This window comes from Pedobacter suwonensis (assembly GCF_900111825.1).
GTDB lineage: Bacteria > Bacteroidota > Bacteroidia > Sphingobacteriales > Sphingobacteriaceae > Pedobacter > Pedobacter suwonensis.
Map to the genome: position 1 here is coordinate 26,138 of NZ_FOJM01000008.1, position 20,349 is coordinate 46,486.

General features: G+C 39.0%; 24 protein-coding genes. 5 read left to right on the forward strand and 19 right to left on the reverse strand.

What is annotated here, in order from left to right:
- Window positions 1-79 precede the first annotated feature (79 nt).
- From BM107_RS11445 to BM107_RS11480, 8 genes are all read right to left on the reverse strand, one after another.
- Window positions 80-799 (reverse strand): heavy-metal-associated domain-containing protein, encoded by a 720-nt coding sequence (locus BM107_RS11445; RefSeq protein ID WP_090983396.1) that lies wholly within the window; start codon window positions 797-799, stop codon window positions 80-82.
- A 316-nt stretch (window positions 800-1,115) separates the two neighbouring features.
- Entirely contained in the window at window positions 1,116-1,940 is an 825-nt protein-coding gene (gene ygiD / locus BM107_RS11450; protein WP_090983397.1) for a 4,5-DOPA-extradiol-dioxygenase, read from the reverse strand.
- 94 nt (window positions 1,941-2,034) lie between these two features.
- Window positions 2,035-2,607: a YceI family protein gene (locus tag BM107_RS11455; protein ID WP_090983399.1), complete on the reverse strand. Its 573-nt coding sequence runs from the start codon at window positions 2,605-2,607 to the stop codon at window positions 2,035-2,037.
- Between the two features lie 222 nt (window positions 2,608-2,829).
- Complete coding sequence (locus tag BM107_RS11460; protein ID WP_090983401.1) at window positions 2,830-3,390, reverse strand: helix-turn-helix domain-containing protein; 561 nt, start codon at window positions 3,388-3,390, stop codon at window positions 2,830-2,832.
- Window positions 3,390-3,893 (reverse strand): DUF3347 domain-containing protein, encoded by a 504-nt coding sequence (locus tag BM107_RS11465; protein ID WP_090983403.1) that lies wholly within the window; start codon window positions 3,891-3,893, stop codon window positions 3,390-3,392. The genes BM107_RS11460 and BM107_RS11465 overlap by 1 nt, the downstream gene beginning before the upstream one ends.
- An 87-nt stretch (window positions 3,894-3,980) precedes the next feature.
- Entirely contained in the window at window positions 3,981-4,793 is an 813-nt protein-coding gene (locus BM107_RS11470) for a hypothetical protein (RefSeq protein WP_090983405.1), read from the reverse strand.
- A 1-nt stretch (window position 4,794) separates the two neighbouring features.
- Entirely contained in the window at window positions 4,795-5,331 is a 537-nt protein-coding gene (locus BM107_RS11475; RefSeq protein WP_090983406.1) for a heavy-metal-associated domain-containing protein, read from the reverse strand.
- 120 nt (window positions 5,332-5,451) lie between these two features.
- The gene (locus BM107_RS11480; protein ID WP_090983408.1) at window positions 5,452-5,853 is read right to left on the reverse strand and encodes an HYC_CC_PP family protein; all 402 of its coding nucleotides are present in this window, start codon (window positions 5,851-5,853) and stop codon (window positions 5,452-5,454) included.
- Window positions 5,854-5,947: 94 nt separating this feature from the next.
- Here BM107_RS11480 and BM107_RS11485 point away from each other — a divergent pair, with 94 nt between their 5' ends.
- On the forward strand, window positions 5,948-6,670 hold the full coding sequence (locus BM107_RS11485) for a peptidylprolyl isomerase (RefSeq protein WP_090983411.1): 723 nt from the start codon (window positions 5,948-5,950) through the stop codon (window positions 6,668-6,670).
- Here BM107_RS11485 and BM107_RS11490 read toward each other — a convergent pair.
- A complete protein-coding gene (locus BM107_RS11490) occupies window positions 6,663-6,890 on the reverse strand; it encodes a hypothetical protein (RefSeq protein ID WP_090983413.1) in 228 nt (75 codons plus the stop codon). The genes BM107_RS11485 and BM107_RS11490 overlap by 8 nt on opposite strands.
- Before the next feature lie 90 nt (window positions 6,891-6,980).
- On the opposite strand from BM107_RS11490, the gene BM107_RS11495 reads away from it, so the two are divergent.
- The 3 genes from BM107_RS11495 to BM107_RS11505 all read left to right on the forward strand — a co-directional run bounded on the left by BM107_RS11495 (window position 6,981) and on the right by BM107_RS11505 (window position 10,044).
- On the forward strand, window positions 6,981-7,748 hold the full coding sequence (locus tag BM107_RS11495) for an exodeoxyribonuclease III (RefSeq protein ID WP_090983415.1): 768 nt from the start codon (window positions 6,981-6,983) through the stop codon (window positions 7,746-7,748).
- A gap of 96 nt (window positions 7,749-7,844) precedes the next feature.
- Window positions 7,845-9,086, forward strand: a complete 1,242-nt coding sequence (gene hutI / locus BM107_RS11500) for an imidazolonepropionase (RefSeq protein ID WP_090983418.1) — start codon at window positions 7,845-7,847, stop codon at window positions 9,084-9,086.
- Window positions 9,079-10,044 carry a formimidoylglutamase gene (locus BM107_RS11505; RefSeq protein ID WP_090983792.1) on the forward strand — a complete coding sequence of 322 codons (966 nt, stop codon included), beginning with the start codon at window positions 9,079-9,081 and terminating at the stop codon, window positions 10,042-10,044. Before hutI ends, BM107_RS11505 begins: the two co-directional genes overlap by 8 nt.
- A gap of 205 nt (window positions 10,045-10,249) precedes the next feature.
- Here the strand turns inward: BM107_RS11505 and BM107_RS24685 are convergent, their stop codons facing one another.
- From BM107_RS24685 to BM107_RS11550, 10 genes are all read right to left on the reverse strand, one after another.
- Window positions 10,250-10,408, reverse strand: a complete 159-nt coding sequence (locus BM107_RS24685; RefSeq protein WP_159435231.1) for a hypothetical protein — start codon at window positions 10,406-10,408, stop codon at window positions 10,250-10,252.
- A gap of 10 nt (window positions 10,409-10,418) precedes the next feature.
- Complete coding sequence (locus BM107_RS11510; RefSeq protein ID WP_090983420.1) at window positions 10,419-10,979, reverse strand: 5-formyltetrahydrofolate cyclo-ligase; 561 nt, start codon at window positions 10,977-10,979, stop codon at window positions 10,419-10,421.
- Between the two features lie 116 nt (window positions 10,980-11,095).
- A complete protein-coding gene (gene efp, locus BM107_RS11515) occupies window positions 11,096-11,656 on the reverse strand; it encodes an elongation factor P (RefSeq protein ID WP_090983422.1) in 561 nt (186 codons plus the stop codon).
- A 130-nt stretch (window positions 11,657-11,786) separates the two neighbouring features.
- A complete protein-coding gene (gene efp, locus BM107_RS11520) occupies window positions 11,787-12,347 on the reverse strand; it encodes an elongation factor P (protein ID WP_090983424.1) in 561 nt (186 codons plus the stop codon).
- A gap of 502 nt (window positions 12,348-12,849) precedes the next feature.
- Complete coding sequence (locus BM107_RS11525; RefSeq protein ID WP_090983426.1) at window positions 12,850-13,467, reverse strand: ABC transporter ATP-binding protein; 618 nt, start codon at window positions 13,465-13,467, stop codon at window positions 12,850-12,852.
- Window positions 13,468-13,480: 13 nt separating this feature from the next.
- Window positions 13,481-13,894, reverse strand: a complete 414-nt coding sequence (locus BM107_RS11530) for a GNAT family N-acetyltransferase (RefSeq protein ID WP_244278796.1) — start codon at window positions 13,892-13,894, stop codon at window positions 13,481-13,483.
- A gap of 122 nt (window positions 13,895-14,016) precedes the next feature.
- On the reverse strand, window positions 14,017-14,802 hold the full coding sequence (gene lpxA, locus BM107_RS11535) for an acyl-ACP--UDP-N-acetylglucosamine O-acyltransferase (protein ID WP_090983430.1): 786 nt from the start codon (window positions 14,800-14,802) through the stop codon (window positions 14,017-14,019).
- Complete coding sequence (locus BM107_RS11540; protein WP_090983432.1) at window positions 14,802-16,214, reverse strand: bifunctional UDP-3-O-[3-hydroxymyristoyl] N-acetylglucosamine deacetylase/3-hydroxyacyl-ACP dehydratase; 1,413 nt, start codon at window positions 16,212-16,214, stop codon at window positions 14,802-14,804. The genes lpxA and BM107_RS11540 overlap by 1 nt, the downstream gene beginning before the upstream one ends.
- Complete coding sequence (lpxD, locus tag BM107_RS11545; protein WP_090983434.1) at window positions 16,204-17,280, reverse strand: UDP-3-O-(3-hydroxymyristoyl)glucosamine N-acyltransferase; 1,077 nt, start codon at window positions 17,278-17,280, stop codon at window positions 16,204-16,206. The genes BM107_RS11540 and lpxD overlap by 11 nt, the downstream gene beginning before the upstream one ends.
- Before the next feature lie 122 nt (window positions 17,281-17,402).
- Window positions 17,403-18,626, reverse strand: a complete 1,224-nt coding sequence (locus BM107_RS11550; protein ID WP_166672348.1) for an HD domain-containing protein — start codon at window positions 18,624-18,626, stop codon at window positions 17,403-17,405.
- Window positions 18,627-18,737: 111 nt separating this feature from the next.
- Here BM107_RS11550 and porX point away from each other — a divergent pair, with 111 nt between their 5' ends.
- Entirely contained in the window at window positions 18,738-20,291 is a 1,554-nt protein-coding gene (gene porX / locus BM107_RS11555) for a T9SS response regulator signal transducer PorX (protein WP_090983439.1), read from the forward strand.
- The last annotated feature ends 58 nt before the right edge of the window (window positions 20,292-20,349 follow it).

Consider the following 20,349-nt stretch of genomic DNA (forward strand, 5'->3'; position numbering starts at 1 on the left):
AGGCTCGGTTTACTGCGTACCTTTCCGCTTCGCTACAGGTCAGGGTGACGACCACGTTAAAAAAGAGAATAATATTTAACTACATCAAAATCAACATGGCTGCGCTCATGGCAATCATAATCGCGTCTTCAACAATGGTTACGGTACTCATGGGTAAGTTAAACACTGCCCCTAAACAAGCACATCGAATTTTCTTTTTATTTAAAACGCTTTCCAGAACCCCAAGAATACTTACCGTCATGACAATCAGCGTAACCCAATTAACCACAACTGGTGAAAGGTTTAAAGCAAAAGAAAGCCCTAATCCGAGTTCAATAAAAGCATAAATATATCCCCATGCACCAAATTTTTTAGCCACGATATCGTACATGGCATAACTTTCTGCAAAGGCTTTTAAGTTCAGCATTTTAAAGAAAGAAAATGTCAGGAAGAAACCCGTCATAAAAATGCGCATAAACAACATAAAATTGATCGCATTATCCTGCCACGAAACCACTAATGAAATTGCGGTAACATATCCAAAAATCAATAAAATGGGCTTGTAGGTTTCAGCCCATGATCTGGCTTCCTCAACCATTTCGTTATGTGAAACTGGCGAGATCTGGTATTTGCTTTCGCTACCACCTAAAGCCTGTTGGAGCGTATCTAAGCCGATGTGCTTATCCATGCTAATGGTAGCAGAATGGTTATCTTTTGAAACTTCTACAGCAGTTATTTCTGGTAAAACAAGCAGATTACTTTTAACTTTATTTTCGCAACTGCTACAGGTCATTCCTGTGAGTTGATAGGTATGTGTCATGATGAAATTCTTTATGCAAATTTACCGCTTCTTAAGGCCAAAAGCGTTACAGAATAATCATAAAGTTTTATAAAATTTTAGCCTTTAGTCATTATGAGATAGATCGTCATTTAGAGCGCAGTCGAGAAATCTCAAAGTATCTTTAGTCCCTATAATGAACTGAATGCTGAGAATAGATTATCATAATTTATTTTAACCATCAAGAAGTTAAGACATTTAAGACTTAAACTTGATTACAACAGCTAAAACAAGTTTTTTAATGGATCAGTTTCACCCTAAACCCTAAACCCTAAACCCTAAACCCTAAACCCTGATATTATCCTACGACAACCGAAGTCATGGTTAAAGAACCTCCCACTGCTTTATCATTAAAGAAAGAAACATCTTCTTTCTCGTTTTTCAAGCCAAGGGTGTAAATAAGTGGCAGATAGTGTTCTGGGGTAGGAATGGCCAACATCGCATCTGTGCCGAGGTTACGGTAATTGATTAAAGGTTGATGATCGCCGTTCGCAATTAGATTTTTAAACTTATCGTTCATTTCTATTGCCCAATCGTAACCGCCGCCGTTAATCATTTCCCAACTGAGCATGCGCAGGTTATGGACCATGTTACCGCTGCCGATAACCAGTATGCCTTTTTTGCGGAGGGCATAAATTTCTTTGGCAATTTCGTAGTGATGGGCTGGCGATTTGGTATAATCAATGCTTAATTGTAGAACTGGGATATCAGCATTAGGGTACATGTGCCTTACAACTGTCCAGGTACCGTGATCCAAACCCCAATCATGGTCAAGACCAACAGATGTGGAATGAATTAATTTTGGGATTTCTGCCGCCAGTTTCGGATCTCCCGGAGCGGGATATTGCACGTCGAACAGTTTCTGCGGAAAACCGCCAAAATCGTGAATGGTACCAGGGAAATCCATTGCAGTTACAAAAGTGCCATGCGTGTACCAGTGTGCCGATACTACCAAAACTGCTTTTGGAACAGGGATATTCCTGGCCAAATCTGCCCAACTCTCACTAAACTCATTATTTTCGATGCCGTTCATTGGTGAGCCATGGCCAATAAAAAGCGTTGGCATTAAATCCGTTTGGGGCAAGCGCTGAGTAAAGTTTCTGAATTGGGATAGTGCAGACATGTTATTTTATTTAAGTAACCGTCATCCTGAACTTATTTCAGGATCTATTTAAAACCAAAGATTCCGGGACAAGCCCGGAATGACGATTTAGCAATTATTTTCCCTGAACAAACTCCAGGTTTAATTTGATGGCAACATCTTTTGCAACACCTGCACCAGTTGGGTCATATTTAATATTATAATCTAAACGGTTAATGGTTGTACTAGCGCCAAATCCAGCTTTGGTATTGCCTTGTTGATCTTTAGCTGTACCGCCATAAACAACCGCAAATTTTACATCTTTGGTTACATCGCGAATGGTTAATTTACCACTTAACTCATAATTGTTACCGCTTAATTTTTTGAAAGAAGTGCTTTCGAATTTCATTGTTGGAAATTTCTCAGCATTAAAAAAATCATCCGTTTTTAAGTGGCCATCTCTCATTTCTACACCAGTAGTAATGCTATTTACGTCAACCGTAAAACTGATTTTGGCGTCGGTTAAATCTGGTTTAGAAGCCCTAACCGTTCCATCGAATTTTTTAAATGAACCATCAACAAAAGAAATACCCATATGTTTAACTGAAAAGTTAACAAATGAGTGCATCGGATCGATTTTCCAACTTGTTTGCGCAAATGATGCCACGCTGATTGAGGTAGCGATCAGAAATAAGAATAATTTTTTCATATTTAGTGATTTTATTTAGACGCAAATGTAGTTGATAACTGAACCAACAGTATTGACTTATGGTAAGAAATTGCTTGGCGGGGTTAATCGGTTAACTGTTTGAATGGATTAATTGTTTTTGGCTTATTGACAATTGCTTTTAGGCCATTAACTATGATCTATCTAACCATTGACCATAAGCTTTATGCCCATCCTCCATCTTACCTTTTCCATTTTACATACTCAAACCTCATCCAGCGTTTTCCGGCTATCTGTTGACCCGGATTTATAAACCGAAGGTGTAATTCCGGTAACTCTTTTAAACTGTGCTGACAGGTGCGCCACGCTACTATAGTTAAGCTGTGCAGCAATTTCGCTCAAAGTAAGCTCGCCATAGGTAAGCATTTCTTTTGCTTTCTCTATTTTTTGAGCAATGAAATACTTTTCAATCGTTTGGTTTTCGACCTCAGAAAAAATGCTGCTTAGGCCTGTGTATTCCTGTTTCAACTGCTCGCTGAGGTAAGCGGAAAGATTGATTTTCAGTGGTTCTACGGTGTAATGAACCAGGTTAATGATGGCAGTTTTAATCTGTTCTGCAATTTGGGTCTTTTTATCTTCTAGCAGCCCGAAACCAAAATGGCTTAGTTGCTCCGCAATTTTAATTTTATCATCAGCTGTTATGTTTTCGGAAAGGGTAACCTCGCCAAGCTCAACCAATAGGGGTTTAAAGCCAAGCTTTTCCAGCTCGGCCTTAACCACCATTTTACAACGGTTGCATACCATATTTTTGATATGCAACTGCATTATTTCGATTTTATGGTCTCAGAAACATCACCACAATCAAACATCATGCTTCCGTAATAGGGGTTTTCGATGTTTTCTTTTTCATTTAACCAGCTCGCTTTTGCCATTGGGCAGTGTTGAACATACACGGTTTGGCTGTTAAATTTCAAGCTTTTCAATGTTTTGATCATGGCATAAGAAATTCCTTCAAAAGCCTTTCTTTGGGTTTTGATGTCGTTTGAGCCAGCAAGTTGAGCAGATTTACTTTTGATAACTGCAGCCTGTTCCATAAATATTTTATGCTGCTCTGCCGGCAGGTCTTTATGATTAACTGCATTTACCTTTGCTGATAAAACTTTTGCTTTTTCTATGGCAACATCTTTTTTATCTGCGGCCAATGCATTTTTTACATCGTAGTAAGCCGTTAATACCTGGTTTAATGCTACGTCTGTTTTGCTCTGCGCGTAAGTGAATGCTGTTGTCGCGATCGTCATGAAGGCAACCAATCCTAATATTTTTTTCATCTTTTTTTATATAGTTTTTAATGGTGATGAAGCAATCATGGTTTGATGTTTAGTTTAAATATGGAAACCATGATGTTTCATCTTTTTTTATTTTAAAACGTTAAAGAAATTAAATTCTGCACGAAGCAGGTACATGTTTTTGGTGTATCGGTTATCCATATTTCCAGCTGCCTGGAAACGGTAACCAAAATCGATACGGGTAGTACTGTTTAAAATTACTTGTATAGCCGGGGAAATGTCTAAATAAGACTGGCCGCTGCCTGGATCAGTTTTACCTAATAGTTCTAGATAGACATTAAAGTTAGGCTGCTTATAATCTTTGTAAACAACCGGCAGAACCAAATAACCTGAGGATAAACTATAGGACAACATATTCTTGGGTTGCGGCATTCCGGTAATTTGCCTTTCGCTATTTTCGAAAGCATGGGCATAACCCAGTGTTGATGATAATGCCAGTTTGTGCAGCAGCTGGGTAAAAACCAATCCGCCCTGTAGGCCGCTATTGTCGCCCTCCAGGTTAATGTCTCTTGTATATGTTGGTCGTTTGCTGGTACTCACCCGACCAAAAGCCGCTGCCCTAAAATGGCTTTGTGCCTCATCCAGAGATAAAAACCGGTATTTGGCATATAAACTACCACCCTCTAAGCGGTATTTACCATCCATATCCGACATAAAACCCTGCAGATGCATCATCAGGTTTTTATTAAAACCAATCATTACCTCAGGAATGGTCCTGCTTACAAACCCCGGATTATTAAACATGCCCTCGTTGGTAAGCCTCACGCCGATCGATTTGGTTGGCATGTTACTGGCCGGCTCGGTAAATACATATAATTCTTGTGTAAAACCATTTGTATAGGCGCCAATCACCATCAGCGCCAATACTAATATTCGCCTCATCTTAAGAAAGAATTAAATGATAGATGCGTGTTTTTTTCCCATTAACCACACCAGTTCCGCTGGCATAAGCATCAGAGTTAGCGTTTGTGGCTTGCTTTTTAAATGCACTGCCTGAAATGAAATCTTTATCTACAATACTGGCTTTTACAGTTCCGTTAAGTGTTTTGCTTTTTGCGTTTACAAAACGGTATACATTTCCATCAATAATGGCCTGGCCTTTATCATCAATCTTTACATCGTTAAAATTGAAGCTTGCTGTTAAGCCACCAACTGAAAAACCAGCATCCTGAACTTTTTTGCGTACCAGATCAAGGTTGACTTTCGTGTCTTGCTTAAAGGTAAGCACAAAGATGTTTTTATTTAAATCAGGTTTTATACTGCTGATAAAGTTTAAGGTTTCTAATGACTTTTGTGTAGCATTTGAACACATAGAACAGGTTAAACCGGTTACCTGTAAATCTGCTGAGGATATTTTTTGTGCCGAAACATTAACGGCAAAGAATAGCATAATGATGCTGAATATTTTTACTGCTTTCATGATTTTTAAATTAGAATAAATGAAGCTATTGTCAGGCCGCGTTATCAGCGCTTACATAGCAAATAGATGCTAAACGAATCCGATAAGCCATCGGATCAGCATAACGGGAATAATAGAATCCTAATTCCTAAAAATACAATTGAAAATATGCAGCGCAATCCGCGAGGAAAGTGTTGGCGCTTTATTTGAAATTTTACTAAAAAATTTCGGGGTAATATCTGTTAAAAATGCTAAAATTGGCGGGTGAAGAAAAAGCTGGATAGAAAATAGCTTAGGCATTTTTACTTGTGCCTCTGCCTGGTGACTATCTTTAACCTTAACTGTTACCCGGGTGTTTTTGCAGCAATCATCATCTTTCTTTTCTGCAGGGATATCCTTACAGAACTTACAGGAAACCTCATTGCTGAAAAGTTTAACATTTTCAAGTTTGCCTCCACAGAAATGGAGACTTAAAGCCAAACCCATAACACTAACTGCATAGAATACAGCCAAAGAAAGTGCTATTTTTTGTTTTAACTTCATCAATACAAAGGTAAGGGAAAAAAAATCGAATAAAGCCAATAATTATTTACTCAATTTCATTTTTTAGCTTACTTTAGCCTTAAACACCATTCAAATGAAGAAAATATTATTATTCCTCTGTACCTTTTCTATACTTTCAGCCTTTGCTGCAAAGCCAAAAAATCAATATGTTAGGATTAAAACTGAATTTGGAGAATGCATTATTAAACTATATAATCAAACCCCTTTGCATCGTGATAATTTTCTAAAACTAGTCAAATCCGGATATTATAACGGGGTGTTGTTTCACCGGGTAATTAATAATTTCATGATTCAGGGTGGCGATCCGGATTCTAAAAATGCAAAGCCAGATTCGCTTTTGGGCGAAGGTGGGCCAAAATATACCATCCCGGCAGAGTTTAATGATAGCTTATTCCACAAAAAAGGCATTTTAGGCGCGGCCAGGGAGGGTGATGATGTTAATCCGGCCAAGGCATCGAGTGGTAGTCAGTTTTACCTTGTTCAGGGTAAGGTTTTTACCGACCAGCAATTGGATAATTTAGAAGAAAAACGGCTGAAGTTCAAAATTCCTCAATGGCAGCGGGAAATATATAAAACGATCGGCGGTACGCCACATTTAGACCGTAATTATACTGTTTACGGTGAAATTGTGATGGGTTTGGATATGGTGGATAAAATTGCCGCTTTGCCAACGAATAAAAACGACCGGCCAAAGCAAGACGTGAAAATGGAAGTAACCGTTTTGAAAAAGAGAGAAGTAAAAAAATTGGAGAAACAGTTGCTTCAGGGAGGGTTGAAAGATAAAATGGTTATGTAATTAAACGATCCCGTTTCATTACTTCATCATGAGGAGTTAATTTACCTTCTTCAGCCTGTTTAAGCCCTCTTTTAATTCCATCTTGGACGTTTTGAGGAAGTTCTTCTAAAACAACTGGTTCACTATGGCTTAAAAGCATGTCCAGCTCCGACAAAAGATTCTCGTCATCTGTTTCGAAAACCTTTTTTGCAATCTCTATTTTTAATTCTTCGATGCTCATAAACAAATTTAACGAAAGCAAATCTGAATTACTAAGCATTTATTTAATAAATCTCTAAATTTACCGTTCACAACAATTGAAATTTACTGAATGAAGATTATCTCTTATAACGTTAACGGGATTAGGGCTGCGAGTACCAAAAACTTTTTTGGTTGGTTACAAGCTACCAATGCCGACATGGTCTGTTTACAGGAAGTAAAGGCGTTACCTTCGCAAATCCCCGAAATTATTGCACTGGTTGAACAGTTGGGTTACCACCATTATTGGTTCCCTGCAGAGAAAAAAGGATATAGTGGCGTAGCCATTTTAGCTAAAATCAAACCTAATCATGTAGAATTTGGCTGCGGTGAAGAGTGGATTGATAAAGAAGGACGCATTTTACGAGCTGATTTTGATGATTTTTCTTTAATGAGCCTCTATATGCCCTCGGGCTCTAGTGGAGATGATCGTCAGGTAAAGAAATATGAATTTATGCGGTTTTTTGATGCTTACATTGGAGAATTACGTAAAGAGATTCCAAATTTGATTGTGAGCGGCGATTATAATATCTGCCATACTGCTATTGACATTCATAACCCAAAATCCAATGCCAATTCATCTGGTTTTTTGCCAGAAGAAAGGGAGTGGATGCAGTTATTCTTAGATAACGGTTTTATTGATACCTTTCGCCATTTTAATAAAGACCCACATCATTATACCTGGTGGAGTTACCGTGCAGGATCAAGAGGGAAGAACCTGGGCTGGCGGATCGATTATCATCTTGCAACAACGCCCATGGAAAGCCGCCTGAAAAATGTAAGGATTTTACCTGATGCCATACATTCTGATCATTGTCCGGTGCTTTTAGAGATCGAATAGGTTTTTGGGTTAATCGGTTAATTGTTTAAACCGGTTAACTGAGTCCAATTTTCGATTAACCAGTTTATACAGTTTCAACAATTAACCAGCCCATATATGCTGATCACAAACATAAAAGGCCTTGTAGGCCTGCATCCTAAAGAAAAGTTAGTGCTTCGTGGCAGTGAACTGGATTATTTACCTATTCTCGAAAACGCATGGCTTTTGATAGAAGATGGCATTATTAAAGATTTCGGCGAAATGAGTTCAATTCCTTCTCAAATCTCAAATCTCCCATCTCAAGTCTTGGCGAAAGGCCGTTACGTTTTTCCATCCTGGTGCGATAGCCACACGCATATTGTTTTTGCAGCCTCACGTGAGGAAGAGTTTGCCATGAAAATACAGGGCAAAAGCTACGAAGAAATTGCGGCGGCGGGTGGAGGGATTTTAAACTCGGCCAATAAACTTCAAAAGGCAACAGAAGATGAATTGTTTCAAAGTGCTGCTCTTAGGTTAAAACAGATGATTCTTCAGGGAACAGGGGCAGTTGAAATCAAAAGCGGATATGGATTGACGACTGAAAGTGAAATCAAGATGTTGCGGGTAATCCGCAGGCTGAAAGATCAATTCCCGATTCCGGTTAAAGCCACTTTTTTGGCCGCCCATGCTTTTCCTGCCGGGTTTAAAAACAATCATCAGGGTTACATTGATTTGATTATTAATGAAATGCTACCTCAGATCGCGGAAGAAAAACTGGCCGATTATATTGATGTTTTCTGTGAAAAAGGTTTTTTCTCTGTTGAAGAAACCGACCAGATACTCAAAGCAGGGGCAAAATATGGTTTAAAACCTAAAATACATGCCAACCAACTCTCAGTTTCAGGAGCAATAGAGGTTGCTGTTAAAAATGAGGCCGTTTCAGTCGATCATTTAGAGGAAAGTAATGAAGAGACCATTGAAACGTTGAGAAATGCGAATACCATTGTAACGTTGCTGCCTTCCTGTTCGTTTTACTTAGGGATTCCATTCGCCGATGCCAAGGGCTTTATTAAAGCTGGTTTGCCGTTAGCTTTGGCTACCGATTACAATCCGGGTTCAACACCTTCGGGAAATATGAATTTTGTAGTGTCATTAGCCTGCATTAAAATGAAAATGTTTCCGGAACAGGCTATCAATGCGGCAACATTAAACGGTGCTGCGGCAATGGAGTTGAGCGGGGATTATGGAAGTATTACAGTTGGAAAAAAGGCAAATTTAATGATTACTAAACCGGTGCCATCAATTGCTTATCTGCCCTATAGTTTTGGCGAAAGTCTGGTAGATCAGGTGATTTTAAATGGTAAAATTTATAATGGATAACCTTAAAATCTATGCACGGCACGACATCGATCGGTTAATTATCCGCCGTGATGGTGAAACTAAATTGGGCGAGAAAGTTGCTGTTTGGTCATCATGGGAAGAATTGCAAAACATCAATGCGAAATTTGTGTTGCTGGGCATCCCTGAAGATATTGGTGTACGTGCAAACGCCGGAGTTGCAGGAGCCGCATCGGCATGGCGCCCGGCTTTGACGGCTTTTTTAAATATCCAGAGTAACCATTTTTTGGATGGTAAGGAAATCATGGTTTTGGGCCATTTCGAGGTTGACGAGCCGGGTGACGCTTCCCTAAAAGGGTTGCGGTATAAAGTGGCTGAAATTGACGAATTGGTTTATCCTGTCATTGAAAAAATTGTAGCGGCAGGAAAAATCCCGATTGTAATTGGTGGCGGGCATAACAATGCTTATGGCATGATTAAAGGTGCTTCCTTAGCCTGTAGAGGCCCAATTGATGTGCTAAATATTGACGCGCATGCTGATTTAAGGGAACTGGAAGGCCGGCATAGCGGAAATGGTTTTTCTTACGCTTTAAATGAAAATTATCTCGGTAATTATTTGATATATGGGCTGCATCAGAATTATAACAATGAGGCTATTTTAAGCCAGATCGATAACAATCCTAAATTAAAGGCCGTATTTTTTGAGGATATTTTAATCGGAGCGGATTATAACCGTTTAATTGGAGAATTAGGGCCAACAGCAGGTTTGGAAATTGACTTGGATTGTATTCAGAACGTGCTTTCGAGTGCGGAAACACCGTCTGGATTTGCGGTTAATGATATCAGAAAGCTAATCTTGAGTAAAGCCAATAAGTTTTCTTATCTACATATTTGTGAAGGAGCTACTCGGATGCTGGATGGTAGGGTAAACCGGTTAACCGCTAAGCTGATCGCGTATCTGGTGAGCGATTTTGTGAAAGCACATCGTTCTCGGGTTTAAGCACATATGCATTGAGAACACGGATTGTTCCCGAATTGATTTATCCCGCAAAATCCATAATATCAAACGGGACGAAACGCAAATAAGAAATTTAACTCCAGGTAGATCTTTCCATTCCACTGCGTTCCAGTCGAGATGACGCGAGATACAGACTGTTTATTAAGCACCCGGACCAATAAACCAATGGTCATTGACTAATGAACCCTTACAGATGCTCTGCTTCGTATTTCTCCCCAGCCTTTAACATTAATTCTATTTGTTTCAGGTCTTCGTCCGTTAAATCTTCTTTTTCCTGAAGTTCAAATACGGCAATCATATTGTCTTCGTACTGTTTTTCGGTTTTGATAACAATTTCCTGTGGCATGCCGGTGAGCTTAAAACTTTATAATTTCTGTTGGTGTAATGCAAAAATCGAGTTTGATATCATGTTCATGTACGTCGTCGATTTTTTCGATTGCAGGAAACAAAGATAAACCTATTTTTTGAGCATTTAAACCTTTAAGAAAACGATCATAGAAACCTTTGCCGTAACCTACCCGATAGCCCTGTTTATCGAAAGCTAAAAGCGGAATAATTACAAGATCTACTTCGCCCTCATGCAGGCTTCCTTTTTGAGGTTCAAGGATGTTATAAACGTTCTGTTTTAAATCGCCTACCCCTAAGTATTCGTGACTGGTCATTAATGCCGTTTCAAAATCTGCCCTGGGTACAATAATTTTAATATCCGGCAGGGTTTTGTTGAGCCATCCGATTAGCATGAAAGTATCAGGTTCTTTTCGTTCCTTAATCGGCAAAAAGATATGGATCGTTTTAATTGAGCTAAAATCCAGCGTTTTAAACTGTTTTAAGAGTGCTGCGTTTAACTTATTATATGCGGAGTCGGATAGTGATGATCGATCCTTCAGCGCTTGCTTTCTGATTTGAGATTTCAACATAATGACAAATGAAATATTTTACAGACTCCGGAGGTTTTTGAAGCCTTCCCGGTCATAATAAACTAAAAAGCCTCTGAAGTTAATGCTTCAGAGGCCTCTATATGTGCTGATTAAAATTATTTTACACGCTCAACGTACTCACCGGTACGGGTATCAATTTTAATTTTATCGCCCTGGTTCACAAACATAGGAACTTTAACTTCAACACCATTTTCTAATGTTGCTGCTTTTAGCGCATTTGTTGAAGTATCGCCTTTCACCGCAGGCTCAGAGTAAGTAATTTCAAATTCGGCGAAGTTTGGTAACTGGGCCATAATGGCTTCATCGCTTTCCATTGATACAATGATGCTCATGCCTTCTTTTAAGAATTTAATTGCCGAACCGAACAAGGATTTTTCAACGTTGAACTGTTCGTAGGTGTTGTTGTCCATTACGATCAAAGAATCACCTTCCTCATATAAGTATTGGTAATCGTTGGTTTCTACGCGGCAGATTTCTACTGCCTCATCGGTATTCATGCGGGCTTCAACAATTCTGCCTGTTTTAATGTTGCGGAATTTACCGGTATAAAATGCGCCACCTTTTCCTGGGGTGCGGTGATTCCATTCGTCAACAGTAACCAGCTCATTGTTTACACGAAGAATGTTACCTGTTTTAATTTCTGATGCTTTTGCCATATTGTATGATCCTAAAATGGATTTGTATTTCAGTTTTTCGTGACGGCAAAGGTAAAATTATTTTGATAAAAAACGATAAAGGTTTAAGGCATAAGGCTTATGGTTTAAGAAAATTTAAACCATCGTTAAACTATTTTACCCGCTCCATGTATTCGCCTGTTTTGGTATCAATCTTCACCTTTTCTCCCTGATTGATAAATAGAGGAACCCTGATTTCAGCGCCGGTTTCTAAAGTGGCATATTTTAGCGCACTGGTGGAGGTGTCGCCTTTAACGGCAGGTTCAGAATAGGTGATTTCCAGTTCTACACTATTAGGCAGTTGGGCGACAATCGGCTCATCACTTTCAAAAGCAATGGTAACATTCATACCTTCTTTTAAGAATTTAATCGAGCTGCCAAAAAGTAATTTGGGGATGTTGTACTGCTCATAAGTGTTATTATCCATCACTACCAGGTAATCGCCATCCTCATAGAGGTATTGATAATCGCTGGTTTCTACCCGGCAAATGGTCACTTCTTCATCTGTACGGAAGCGGTATTCTACAATTTTACCGGTTTTTACATTGCGCATACGCGCCTGATAAAAAGCCCTTAAATTCCCTGGAGTACGGTGGATGTACTCTTCTACACTTACCAACTCTCCGTTAAAACGAAGTACATTTCCGCTTTTTACTTCTGATGCCTTTGCCATTTTGTAATCGTGAATATTGTTTTGTTAAGAATTAAAAATCAAAGTTAAAAAATGCAGACAGATTTGAAAAGCAAAACCTTCATTAATCGTAACCAGAAAGGCATACTTTCGTTTTAATCTTCTTCCAGTTTCTAAGTTGTAAAACGGAGATGGCATGAATCCAAAGTATTTTATTGCGATCTGGTTTATAAAAGGTGAGCCGTGTGATGGAAAAAAGTCCTTATAAAAGAAATGCCTTTGGGAACCACTCCAAAGGCATAATCAACCTAAACCTCAAACTAAACTATGAAAAATTCTTTGCCTTTAGGGGCTATATAATTGATTCCAAAAATGGAAAAATATAATCTTTACTTAGAGAGATAAATTAAATAATTGTTTCTCTTTTTGGTGGTGCAAAGGTAAGTATAATCTACGAATCTCAAAATATTTTTTCAAAAAAATATTTATAATACAAATGTATGACAAATCAGACTTTGCTATAATCGCTTTAATGTAGCTTAAGCTACTTATAATCAGATATTTGTATGTGCTTAGAGCAGAAATCGTATTCTTGTATTTGATTTGAACCGATTATGGTAAGCCGCTCTTTCCCAAAATTTTCAATAAGTTCGCGGTACCAACTTATGCCCTGAACGTCTAAATTACTTGTTGGCTCATCTAAAAATAAAATGGGTGTATCTGCACAACAGGCCAAAGCCAGTTTGGTTCTTTGCTTCATTCCCGAAGAAAAATACTTGATTTGTTTATTTGCTGCTTTCTCTAATCCTAAAATACTGATCAGCTTTTTTGCGTCTAAATCAGTAGCAAAATCTTTAAACTTAAAATGAAAATCAATGATCTCTTTTAGCGTAAAAGTTTCAACCAGTTCCAGATAGGGGGCAGCAAGGCTGGTGTATTTATAAATATTTTCGACGGGGATTTCGGTCTTATCTATAAAAAAGGAAATTTTGCCCTCAGAAGGGGATAAGCTACCGTTTAAAACGCTAAGCAGTGTTGATTTACCAGAACCATTAGGTCCAAGTATTGCGTAACTGTTTCCTGAGGTAAGTTCTGCGCTTAGATTTCTGAAAATCCACTCTTTGTTAAACCTTCTGCCAACATTTTGTAAAGTAATATTCATTTGTACCAAGCGTTTAGGGTTTAACGATGAGCGGTTTATTCATGTAAACGCTATTATCAATGCCGATATATTGTTCATAATTGTCCGTGATGCGATAACCTGCCTTCTGATAAAGTGCAATGGCTTCTGGCTGTTTTTTGCCTGTTTCTAAAACGCATAAGGAAAAACCGAGCTCAATAGCCCAGTTTTCTAATTCGCTTAAAGCTTTAGCAGCTAGGCTTTGCTTCTTGTAATCTGGACGTACAAACATCCTTTTTACTTCGGCTGCTATGGCGGTGAAAGATTTTATCACACCGCAAACCGGCAGTCTCCTCCGATAGGCAATAACAAGCTCCTTAATGCTCTCAATCTGATTAAATTGTGCATAAAAGGCATGATCATCATCATCTCGAATAACCAGATCCAGATCTAATAAAGCAGCTAACATCCTAAAATCCACATGTTCTGAATCTATCCGGACCATCTTAAATCACTCGTGAACATTTATTTGAATCTGGTTAAGCAGTATGTTTAACCCTCTACCTTAAACCCTTTGGCATTCTACCTTAATTAGCTTCCCATGCCAAAGCCCTTCATTACCCCACGGTTAGAATTGCGGATAAAATCTACGATTTCATCACGTATTTCAGTAGGTTTAAATTCGGCTTCGATCATGTCTAAAGCTTTCGTTACGTTATTGTGCTTTACAAAAAGTACACGGTAGATTTCCTGAATTTCATCAATCTGCTCGTTCGTAAACCCTCTTCTACGCAACCCCACAGAGTTGATGCCGGCATAAGAAAGTGGCTCGCGAGCTGCTTTGACATATGGTGGCACGTCTTTACGTACCAATGAACCGCCGGTTACAAAAGCATAAGAACCAACTTTAACAAATTGATGTATGGCAACCAAACCAGCTAAAACCACATTGTTTCCAATGGTGATGTGGCCCGCCAAGGTGGTACTATTTGAAAATATGCAGTTATTTCCAACCTCACAATCGTGTGCGATGTGCGAATAGGCCTGGATTAAACAGTTGCTGCCTATAGTGGTTTTCCATTTATCTTTTGTGCCACGGTTAACGGTAACACACTCCCGTATTGTGGTATTATCGCCAATTTCTGCGGTGGTAATCTCACCGGCAAATTTTAAGTCCTGCGGCTCTCCTGAAATAACCGCACCAGGAAAGATTCTGCAGTTTTTACCGATCCGGGCGCCATCCATAATGGTCACATTTGATCCGATCCAGGTGCCCTCGCCAATTACAACGTCTTTATGTATCACTACAAAAGGTTCAATTACCACGTTTTCTGCGATTTTTGCCTGTGGGTGTATATATGCTAAAGGTTGTATCATTATTGAGCGGGTTCTGCTTGTTTAACTTTTGAAATTTGAGCCATCATTTCGGCTTCTACCACGATTTTTTCACCTACCATACCTACACCTTTCATCTGGGCAATGCCTCTTCTGATGGGTTCAAGTAAATCGCAGCGGAAAACAATGGTATCGCCAGGAAGTACCTGTGCCCTAAAGCGAACATTATCTATTTTCAGGAAATAGGTAAGGTAATTCTCTGGGTCTGGTACAGTACAAAGAACAAGAATCCCGCCAACCTGTGCCATAGCTTCTATTTGCAGTACACCTGGAAATACCGGAGCACCTGGAAAATGACCTTTGAAAAACTCTTCGTTCATGGTTACGTTTTTAACCCCAACCACGTGGTTTTTAGAAAGTTCTAATATTTTATCAACGAAGAGAAATGGCTGGCGGTGAGGCAAAATTTCCATGATCTTCACTACATCGAACAATGGTTTTGCACTCGGATCGTATACCTTCTGTACTTTTTTGTTTTTCTCTTTTTTAATCGCTGCTTTAATCTTTTTGGCAAAAGCAACGTTTGCGGCGTGGCCTGGACGGGCGGCCATGATATGGCCTTTTAAATGCATGCCAACCAGGGCCAAATCGCCGATCATATCCAAAAGTTTATGTCGTGCCGGCTCATTCTGGTAACGCAGTTCCATGTTGTTCAAAATCCCTTGTGGGGCAACATCGATATCTTTACGGTTAAATAATTTAGCCAGGTGACTCAGTTCGTCCTTGGTAACTTCTTTATCTACAATCACAATGGCGTTATTTAAATCGCCGCCTTTAATTAGATTGTGCGATAACTGGTATTCCAGTTCATGTAAAAAGCAGAAAGTACGGCATGAAGCAATTTCTTTCTTAAACTCTGCAATGGTGTTAATACCAGCGTGCTGGCTGCCCAAAACAGGAGAGTTATAGTCAATCATGCAGGTAAAACGGTAATCGTCTAACGGCATGGCCACAATTTCTACTTTTCTATCTTCCTCTGTATAGGTAATGTTATGTGGAATGGTAAAGTACTCGCGGTCTGCATTTTGCTCAACTGTACCCACCTCTTCCAGTAAATCAATAAACTGGATAGAACTCCCGTCCATGATCGGTGTTTCCGGACCATCTAATTTAATCAGTATGTTATCAAGGTCCATACCCACCAGCGATGCCATAACATGCTCTACGGTGCTTACGCTAGCACCATTTTGGGTTATCGTAGTACCTCGTGAGGTATCCGTAACATTATCTGCATCAGCGTCGATAATAGGCTGGCCTTCTAAATCAATACGCTGAAATTTGAAGCCATGATTTTCGGGGGCGGGGCAAAATGTTAAAGTAACATTAGCACCAGTGTGTAAACCAACACCAGATGCTGATATTTCCTGTTTAATCGTTTTTTGTCTAACGTTCATTGTGTATTGTATTCTTTTCCAGTTCGGCGGTGAGCTTTTTCAACTCCTCTTCGAGCTTATTTATTCTTTTTTCCACATCGGGAAGATGTTTGAAAATGACTGAAGCCCGCATCCAGTTACGGAGTGGTTGCGCCGGACTACCATGCCATTGTTTATTCTCTTCTGTAATATTAAAATTTATGCCGGCCTGTGCACCAATTTGCGTTCCCTTAGCTAACGTTAAATGTCCTGCTATACCTACCTGTCCGCCAATAACGCTATTTGCGCCAATTTTTGTGCTTCCGGATATGCCAGACTGTGCCGCTAAAACGGTATTTTCGCCAATTTCCACATTGTGGGCAATCTGGATCAGGTTATCGATTTTCGCACCTTTCTTCACAATTGTAGATCCCATTGTTGCGCGATCTACAGTGGTGTTTGCGCCAATTTCCACGTCATCTTCAATAATAACGTTTCCGATCTGTGGAATTTTATTATAAGTGCCGTCTTTTTGTGGTGCAAAACCAAAGCCATCACTTCCGATAACGGTATTGGCATGGATAACCACACTGCTGCCGATTATAGAATTGTGGTATATTTTTACACCAGGAAAAAAGGTGCTGTTTTTGCCAATTTTTGAATTAGCACCAATAAAGGTTTGTGCATTTATTTTACAACCATCAGCAATCTCTACATTTTCGGCAACGTAAGCAAAAGCATCGATAAATACATTATTGCCGATTTTTGCGGTAGGATGAACGAATGCCAGTTGATCAATCCCGGATTTTATGGTTTGTGCATTGATAGCTTCGTTATATTTATCCAGTAAAATCGTAAACGCACTATATGGATTTTCAACACGGATTAGTGTGCTGGTATAAGACTGGGTAGGCGCAAAATCTTTAGATACGATAACAACTGAAGCCTTCGTAGAATACAAAAAGTTTTCATACTTAGGGTTAGAAAGAAAAGATAGGGAGCCTTCCTTCCCGTCTTCTATTTTAGAAAGTTCGGTAACGGCTACATCGGGGTTACCATCAATGGAACCGTTTAGAAACTGACTTATCTGCGTGGCAGTAAATTGCATCGTACAAAGGTATATGTTAAATTGATATGAACAAAAAAACCTGCATGGGTTAAACGGTGTATTATTTGCACAATAATAAGAGTTAAAACGGCACCAAAAGTCAAATATTTTGTTAAAAAAACTTAAATACCTCTTGGGTAACAGAGGATATATTTCTCTACAGTTTTTTGTAGCGACTCTAAATTGGACAAATCAGAAGCCTTGGCAATATCAACAATGTCGTTATTTTTCATTAAAATCTTAATATTTCCGAGGCCTGCGTGATAAGCACGGTTTTGGATAGAATCGGTAAAAACAAAATAACGGGCCTCTTCTGGTTTAATTCCCAATAAATTAATTGCTGCATCCTGCAAAAAGTTTACGCGATCTGTATCCGCCCTCTCGTTACCCATTTCAACTTTATAGAGGTTCCGGGCAGTAAGCATTTTACATAACGTAGACAAAATTTTATCATCATGTTTGGTCCAAACCTTAACTGCAGCATAAATATCCTGATCATCAAGGTTGGTAAAATGCTCAAGATTTTCATGCTGTTCAAAAAAATTAGCCTCGTTGATATCGTTTTTTAAAAAATAATTTAAGGATGGCGAAGCAAACAAATTCTCGCCGGCAGCAGCTAACTCCTTAGCACGTTCCAGTAATTTTACCAGAATCATCTCGCCAGATATTACTGTTTTGTGCAGATAAACCTGCCAATACATCAGCCTGCGGGCAATTAAAAATTTTTCTATAGAATAGATGCCTTTTTCTTCAATCACCAGATTATCATCGTAAACATTAAACATTTTAATGATCCGATCGAAACTGATTACGCCTTCACTCACGCCCGTAAAAAAGCTGTCGCGGTTTAAATAATCCATTCTGTCCAGATCTAACTGCCCGGAAATCAATTGATGGAGAAATTTTTTAGGGTAAGTACCATTAAAAATTTCAATGGCATGGGTTAAACGTCCGTCGAAATGTGTATTCAGGTCCTGCATCAGTTTGGCTGATATATCTTCATGCCTGATTCCGGTTACCAAAGAATGTTCAAGTGCATGCGAGAAAGGCCCATGACCGATATCGTGTAATAAAATGGCCAAAATGGCGGCTTCCTCTTCGCCATCAGTTATGGTGTGTCCTTTACTTTTTAAAAGGTTGATGGCCAAACTCATTAAGTGCATGGCGCCTAAGGCATGGTGAAAACGCGTGTGTAAAGCCCCTGGATAAACCAAATGGGTCATCCCGAGCTGTTTAATGTAGCGTAAACGCTGGAAATAAGGATGGGAGATGACGTCGTAAACGAATTCGGACGGGATACTGATGAACCCGTAAACAGGATCATTTATTATTTTCTTCTTGTTCAATCGTTAAAAATAGTTAAATAGGTAGATACGGTACAAAAATTGCTATTTTTATTTATAGTTTGAATGACCTGCCGTAATTAAACGGCAATACTGTTCTATTTTTACAAAAACATGCAAGAAACTAAAATATTATGGGCCGATGATGAAATCGACCTGTTGAAACCACATATATTATTATTAAATGATAAGGGTTACCACGTAACTACTTTTACCAATGGAAATGATGCTTTAGAGGCATTTGGAAAATCCCATTTTGACCTGGTTTTTCTGGATGAGAATATGCCTGGAATGAGTGGTATCGAAACCTTATCAGCCATTAAGAATTTAAACCCGGATGTTCCGGTAGTGCTGATCACAAAAAGTGAAGAAGAAAACCTGATGGAAGATGCGATAGGCAGCAAAATTGATGATTATCTGATTAAACCTGTAAATCCTAAGCAGGTTTTGCTGACCATTAAAAAGCTGATCGACAACAAACGTTTGGTGAGTGAAAAAACCTCTATGGCCTATCAACAGGATTTCCGCCGTTTGGGGATGACATTAGGTGACAGGCTTAATTATGAAGAGTGGATTGATGTTTACAAAAAAATCGTTTTTTGGGAGCTCGAGTTGGAAAAACTGGACGATCCGCAAATGCATGAAATTTTGACCATGCAAAAACAGGAGGCCAATACACAGTTTACAAAATTTATTGAGGAAAATTATCTGGATTGGATAAAGAACAGGGATAAAGCGCCTTTGCTTTCGAACGAATTATTAAAGAAAAAGGCCTTTCCGCTTATTAATGATAACACACCGGTATTTTTTATCCTGATAGATAATTTGAGATATGATCAATGGAAAATCATCAATCCATTAATATCAGAATATTTTAGGATAGATGAGGAAGATATGTATACAAGCATTTTGCCAACGGCAACACAATATGCCCGTAATGCAATTTTCTCTGGTTTGATGCCTTTGGATATGGAAAAACGTTTTCCTCAGCTTTGGCAAAACGATGATGATGAAGGAGGGAAGAACATGCATGAAGAAGCTTTCCTGGCGGATAATATAAAGCGTAACTTAAGAAAGGACTGTAAATTCAGTTATCATAAAATCCTGACTTTTGAGCAGGGGAAAGACCTAGTTGAGCAAACAAATAATTTATTGCATAACGATTTTAATGCCATTGTGTTCAACTTTGTTGATATGTTAAGCCACGCGCGTACCGATATGCAGATGATACGGGAGCTGGCCAATGATGATGCGGCGTACCGTTCATTAACCTTATCGTGGTTTGAGCATTCTCCGCTTTGGGATTTATTGAAGAAAATTTCGCAGAAAAAAGTTAAGGTAATCATCACTACCGACCACGGGACCATACGTGTTAAAAAACCGGTTAAAGTAATCGGTGATAGAAGCACAAATACCAATTTGAGGTATAAGCAGGGCAGGAACCTTAATTTTAATGCAAAAGAAGTGTTTTTGATCAAAAATCCTCACGATGCGTTGTTGCCGAAAATCAATATCAGCAGCAGTTATATTTTTGCGAGAGAAGATAGTTATTTCGTTTATCCGAACAATTACAACCAGTTTGTAAATTATTATAACGAAACTTTCCAGCATGGCGGTATTTCGCTTGAGGAAATGATCATTCCGATAGTCACGTATTCGCCGAGGTAGTTTGAGAGATTTGAGATGTTAGATTTGAGACATAAGATCGGTCATTTTTCAAAGAATG

Excerpts from the sequence above, each read along its gene's own strand:
- BM107_RS11460 (WP_090983401.1), bottom strand. The coding sequence starts at position 3,390 with ATGCAGTTGCATATCAAAAATATGGTATGCAACCGTTGTAAAATGGTG.
- BM107_RS11485 (WP_090983411.1), top strand. The coding sequence starts at position 5,948 with ATGAAGAAAATATTATTATTCCTCTGTACCTTTTCTATACTTTCAGCC.
- BM107_RS24685 (WP_159435231.1), bottom strand. The coding sequence starts at position 10,408 with ATGCCACAGGAAATTGTTATCAAAACCGAAAAACAGTACGAAGACAAT.
- BM107_RS11470 (WP_090983405.1), bottom strand. The coding sequence starts at position 4,793 with ATGAGGCGAATATTAGTATTGGCGCTGATGGTGATTGGCGCCTATACA.
- BM107_RS11480 (WP_090983408.1), bottom strand. The coding sequence starts at position 5,853 with ATGAAGTTAAAACAAAAAATAGCACTTTCTTTGGCTGTATTCTATGCA.
- porX (WP_090983439.1), top strand. The coding sequence starts at position 18,738 with ATGCAAGAAACTAAAATATTATGGGCCGATGATGAAATCGACCTGTTG.
- lpxA (WP_090983430.1), bottom strand. The coding sequence starts at position 14,802 with ATGATACAACCTTTAGCATATATACACCCACAGGCAAAAATCGCAGAA.
- BM107_RS11455 (WP_090983399.1), bottom strand. The coding sequence starts at position 2,607 with ATGAAAAAATTATTCTTATTTCTGATCGCTACCTCAATCAGCGTGGCA.
- BM107_RS11465 (WP_090983403.1), bottom strand. The coding sequence starts at position 3,893 with ATGAAAAAAATATTAGGATTGGTTGCCTTCATGACGATCGCGACAACA.
- BM107_RS11525 (WP_090983426.1), bottom strand. The coding sequence starts at position 13,467 with ATGAATATTACTTTACAAAATGTTGGCAGAAGGTTTAACAAAGAGTGG.
- BM107_RS11530 (WP_244278796.1), bottom strand. The coding sequence starts at position 13,894 with ATGTTAGCTGCTTTATTAGATCTGGATCTGGTTATTCGAGATGATGAT.
- lpxD (WP_090983434.1), bottom strand. The coding sequence starts at position 17,280 with ATGCAATTTACTGCCACGCAGATAAGTCAGTTTCTAAACGGTTCCATT.
- BM107_RS11505 (WP_090983792.1), top strand. The coding sequence starts at position 9,079 with ATGGATAACCTTAAAATCTATGCACGGCACGACATCGATCGGTTAATT.
- BM107_RS11540 (WP_090983432.1), bottom strand. The coding sequence starts at position 16,214 with ATGAACGTTAGACAAAAAACGATTAAACAGGAAATATCAGCATCTGGT.
- ygiD (WP_090983397.1), bottom strand. The coding sequence starts at position 1,940 with ATGTCTGCACTATCCCAATTCAGAAACTTTACTCAGCGCTTGCCCCAA.
- BM107_RS11495 (WP_090983415.1), top strand. The coding sequence starts at position 6,981 with ATGAAGATTATCTCTTATAACGTTAACGGGATTAGGGCTGCGAGTACC.
- hutI (WP_090983418.1), top strand. The coding sequence starts at position 7,845 with ATGCTGATCACAAACATAAAAGGCCTTGTAGGCCTGCATCCTAAAGAA.
- BM107_RS11445 (WP_090983396.1), bottom strand. The coding sequence starts at position 799 with ATGACACATACCTATCAACTCACAGGAATGACCTGTAGCAGTTGCGAA.
- BM107_RS11490 (WP_090983413.1), bottom strand. The coding sequence starts at position 6,890 with ATGAGCATCGAAGAATTAAAAATAGAGATTGCAAAAAAGGTTTTCGAA.
- BM107_RS11475 (WP_090983406.1), bottom strand. The coding sequence starts at position 5,331 with ATGAAAGCAGTAAAAATATTCAGCATCATTATGCTATTCTTTGCCGTT.
- efp (WP_090983424.1), bottom strand. The coding sequence starts at position 12,347 with ATGGCAAAGGCATCAGAAGTAAAAAGCGGAAATGTACTTCGTTTTAAC.
- efp (WP_090983422.1), bottom strand. The coding sequence starts at position 11,656 with ATGGCAAAAGCATCAGAAATTAAAACAGGTAACATTCTTCGTGTAAAC.
- BM107_RS11510 (WP_090983420.1), bottom strand. The coding sequence starts at position 10,979 with ATGTTGAAATCTCAAATCAGAAAGCAAGCGCTGAAGGATCGATCATCA.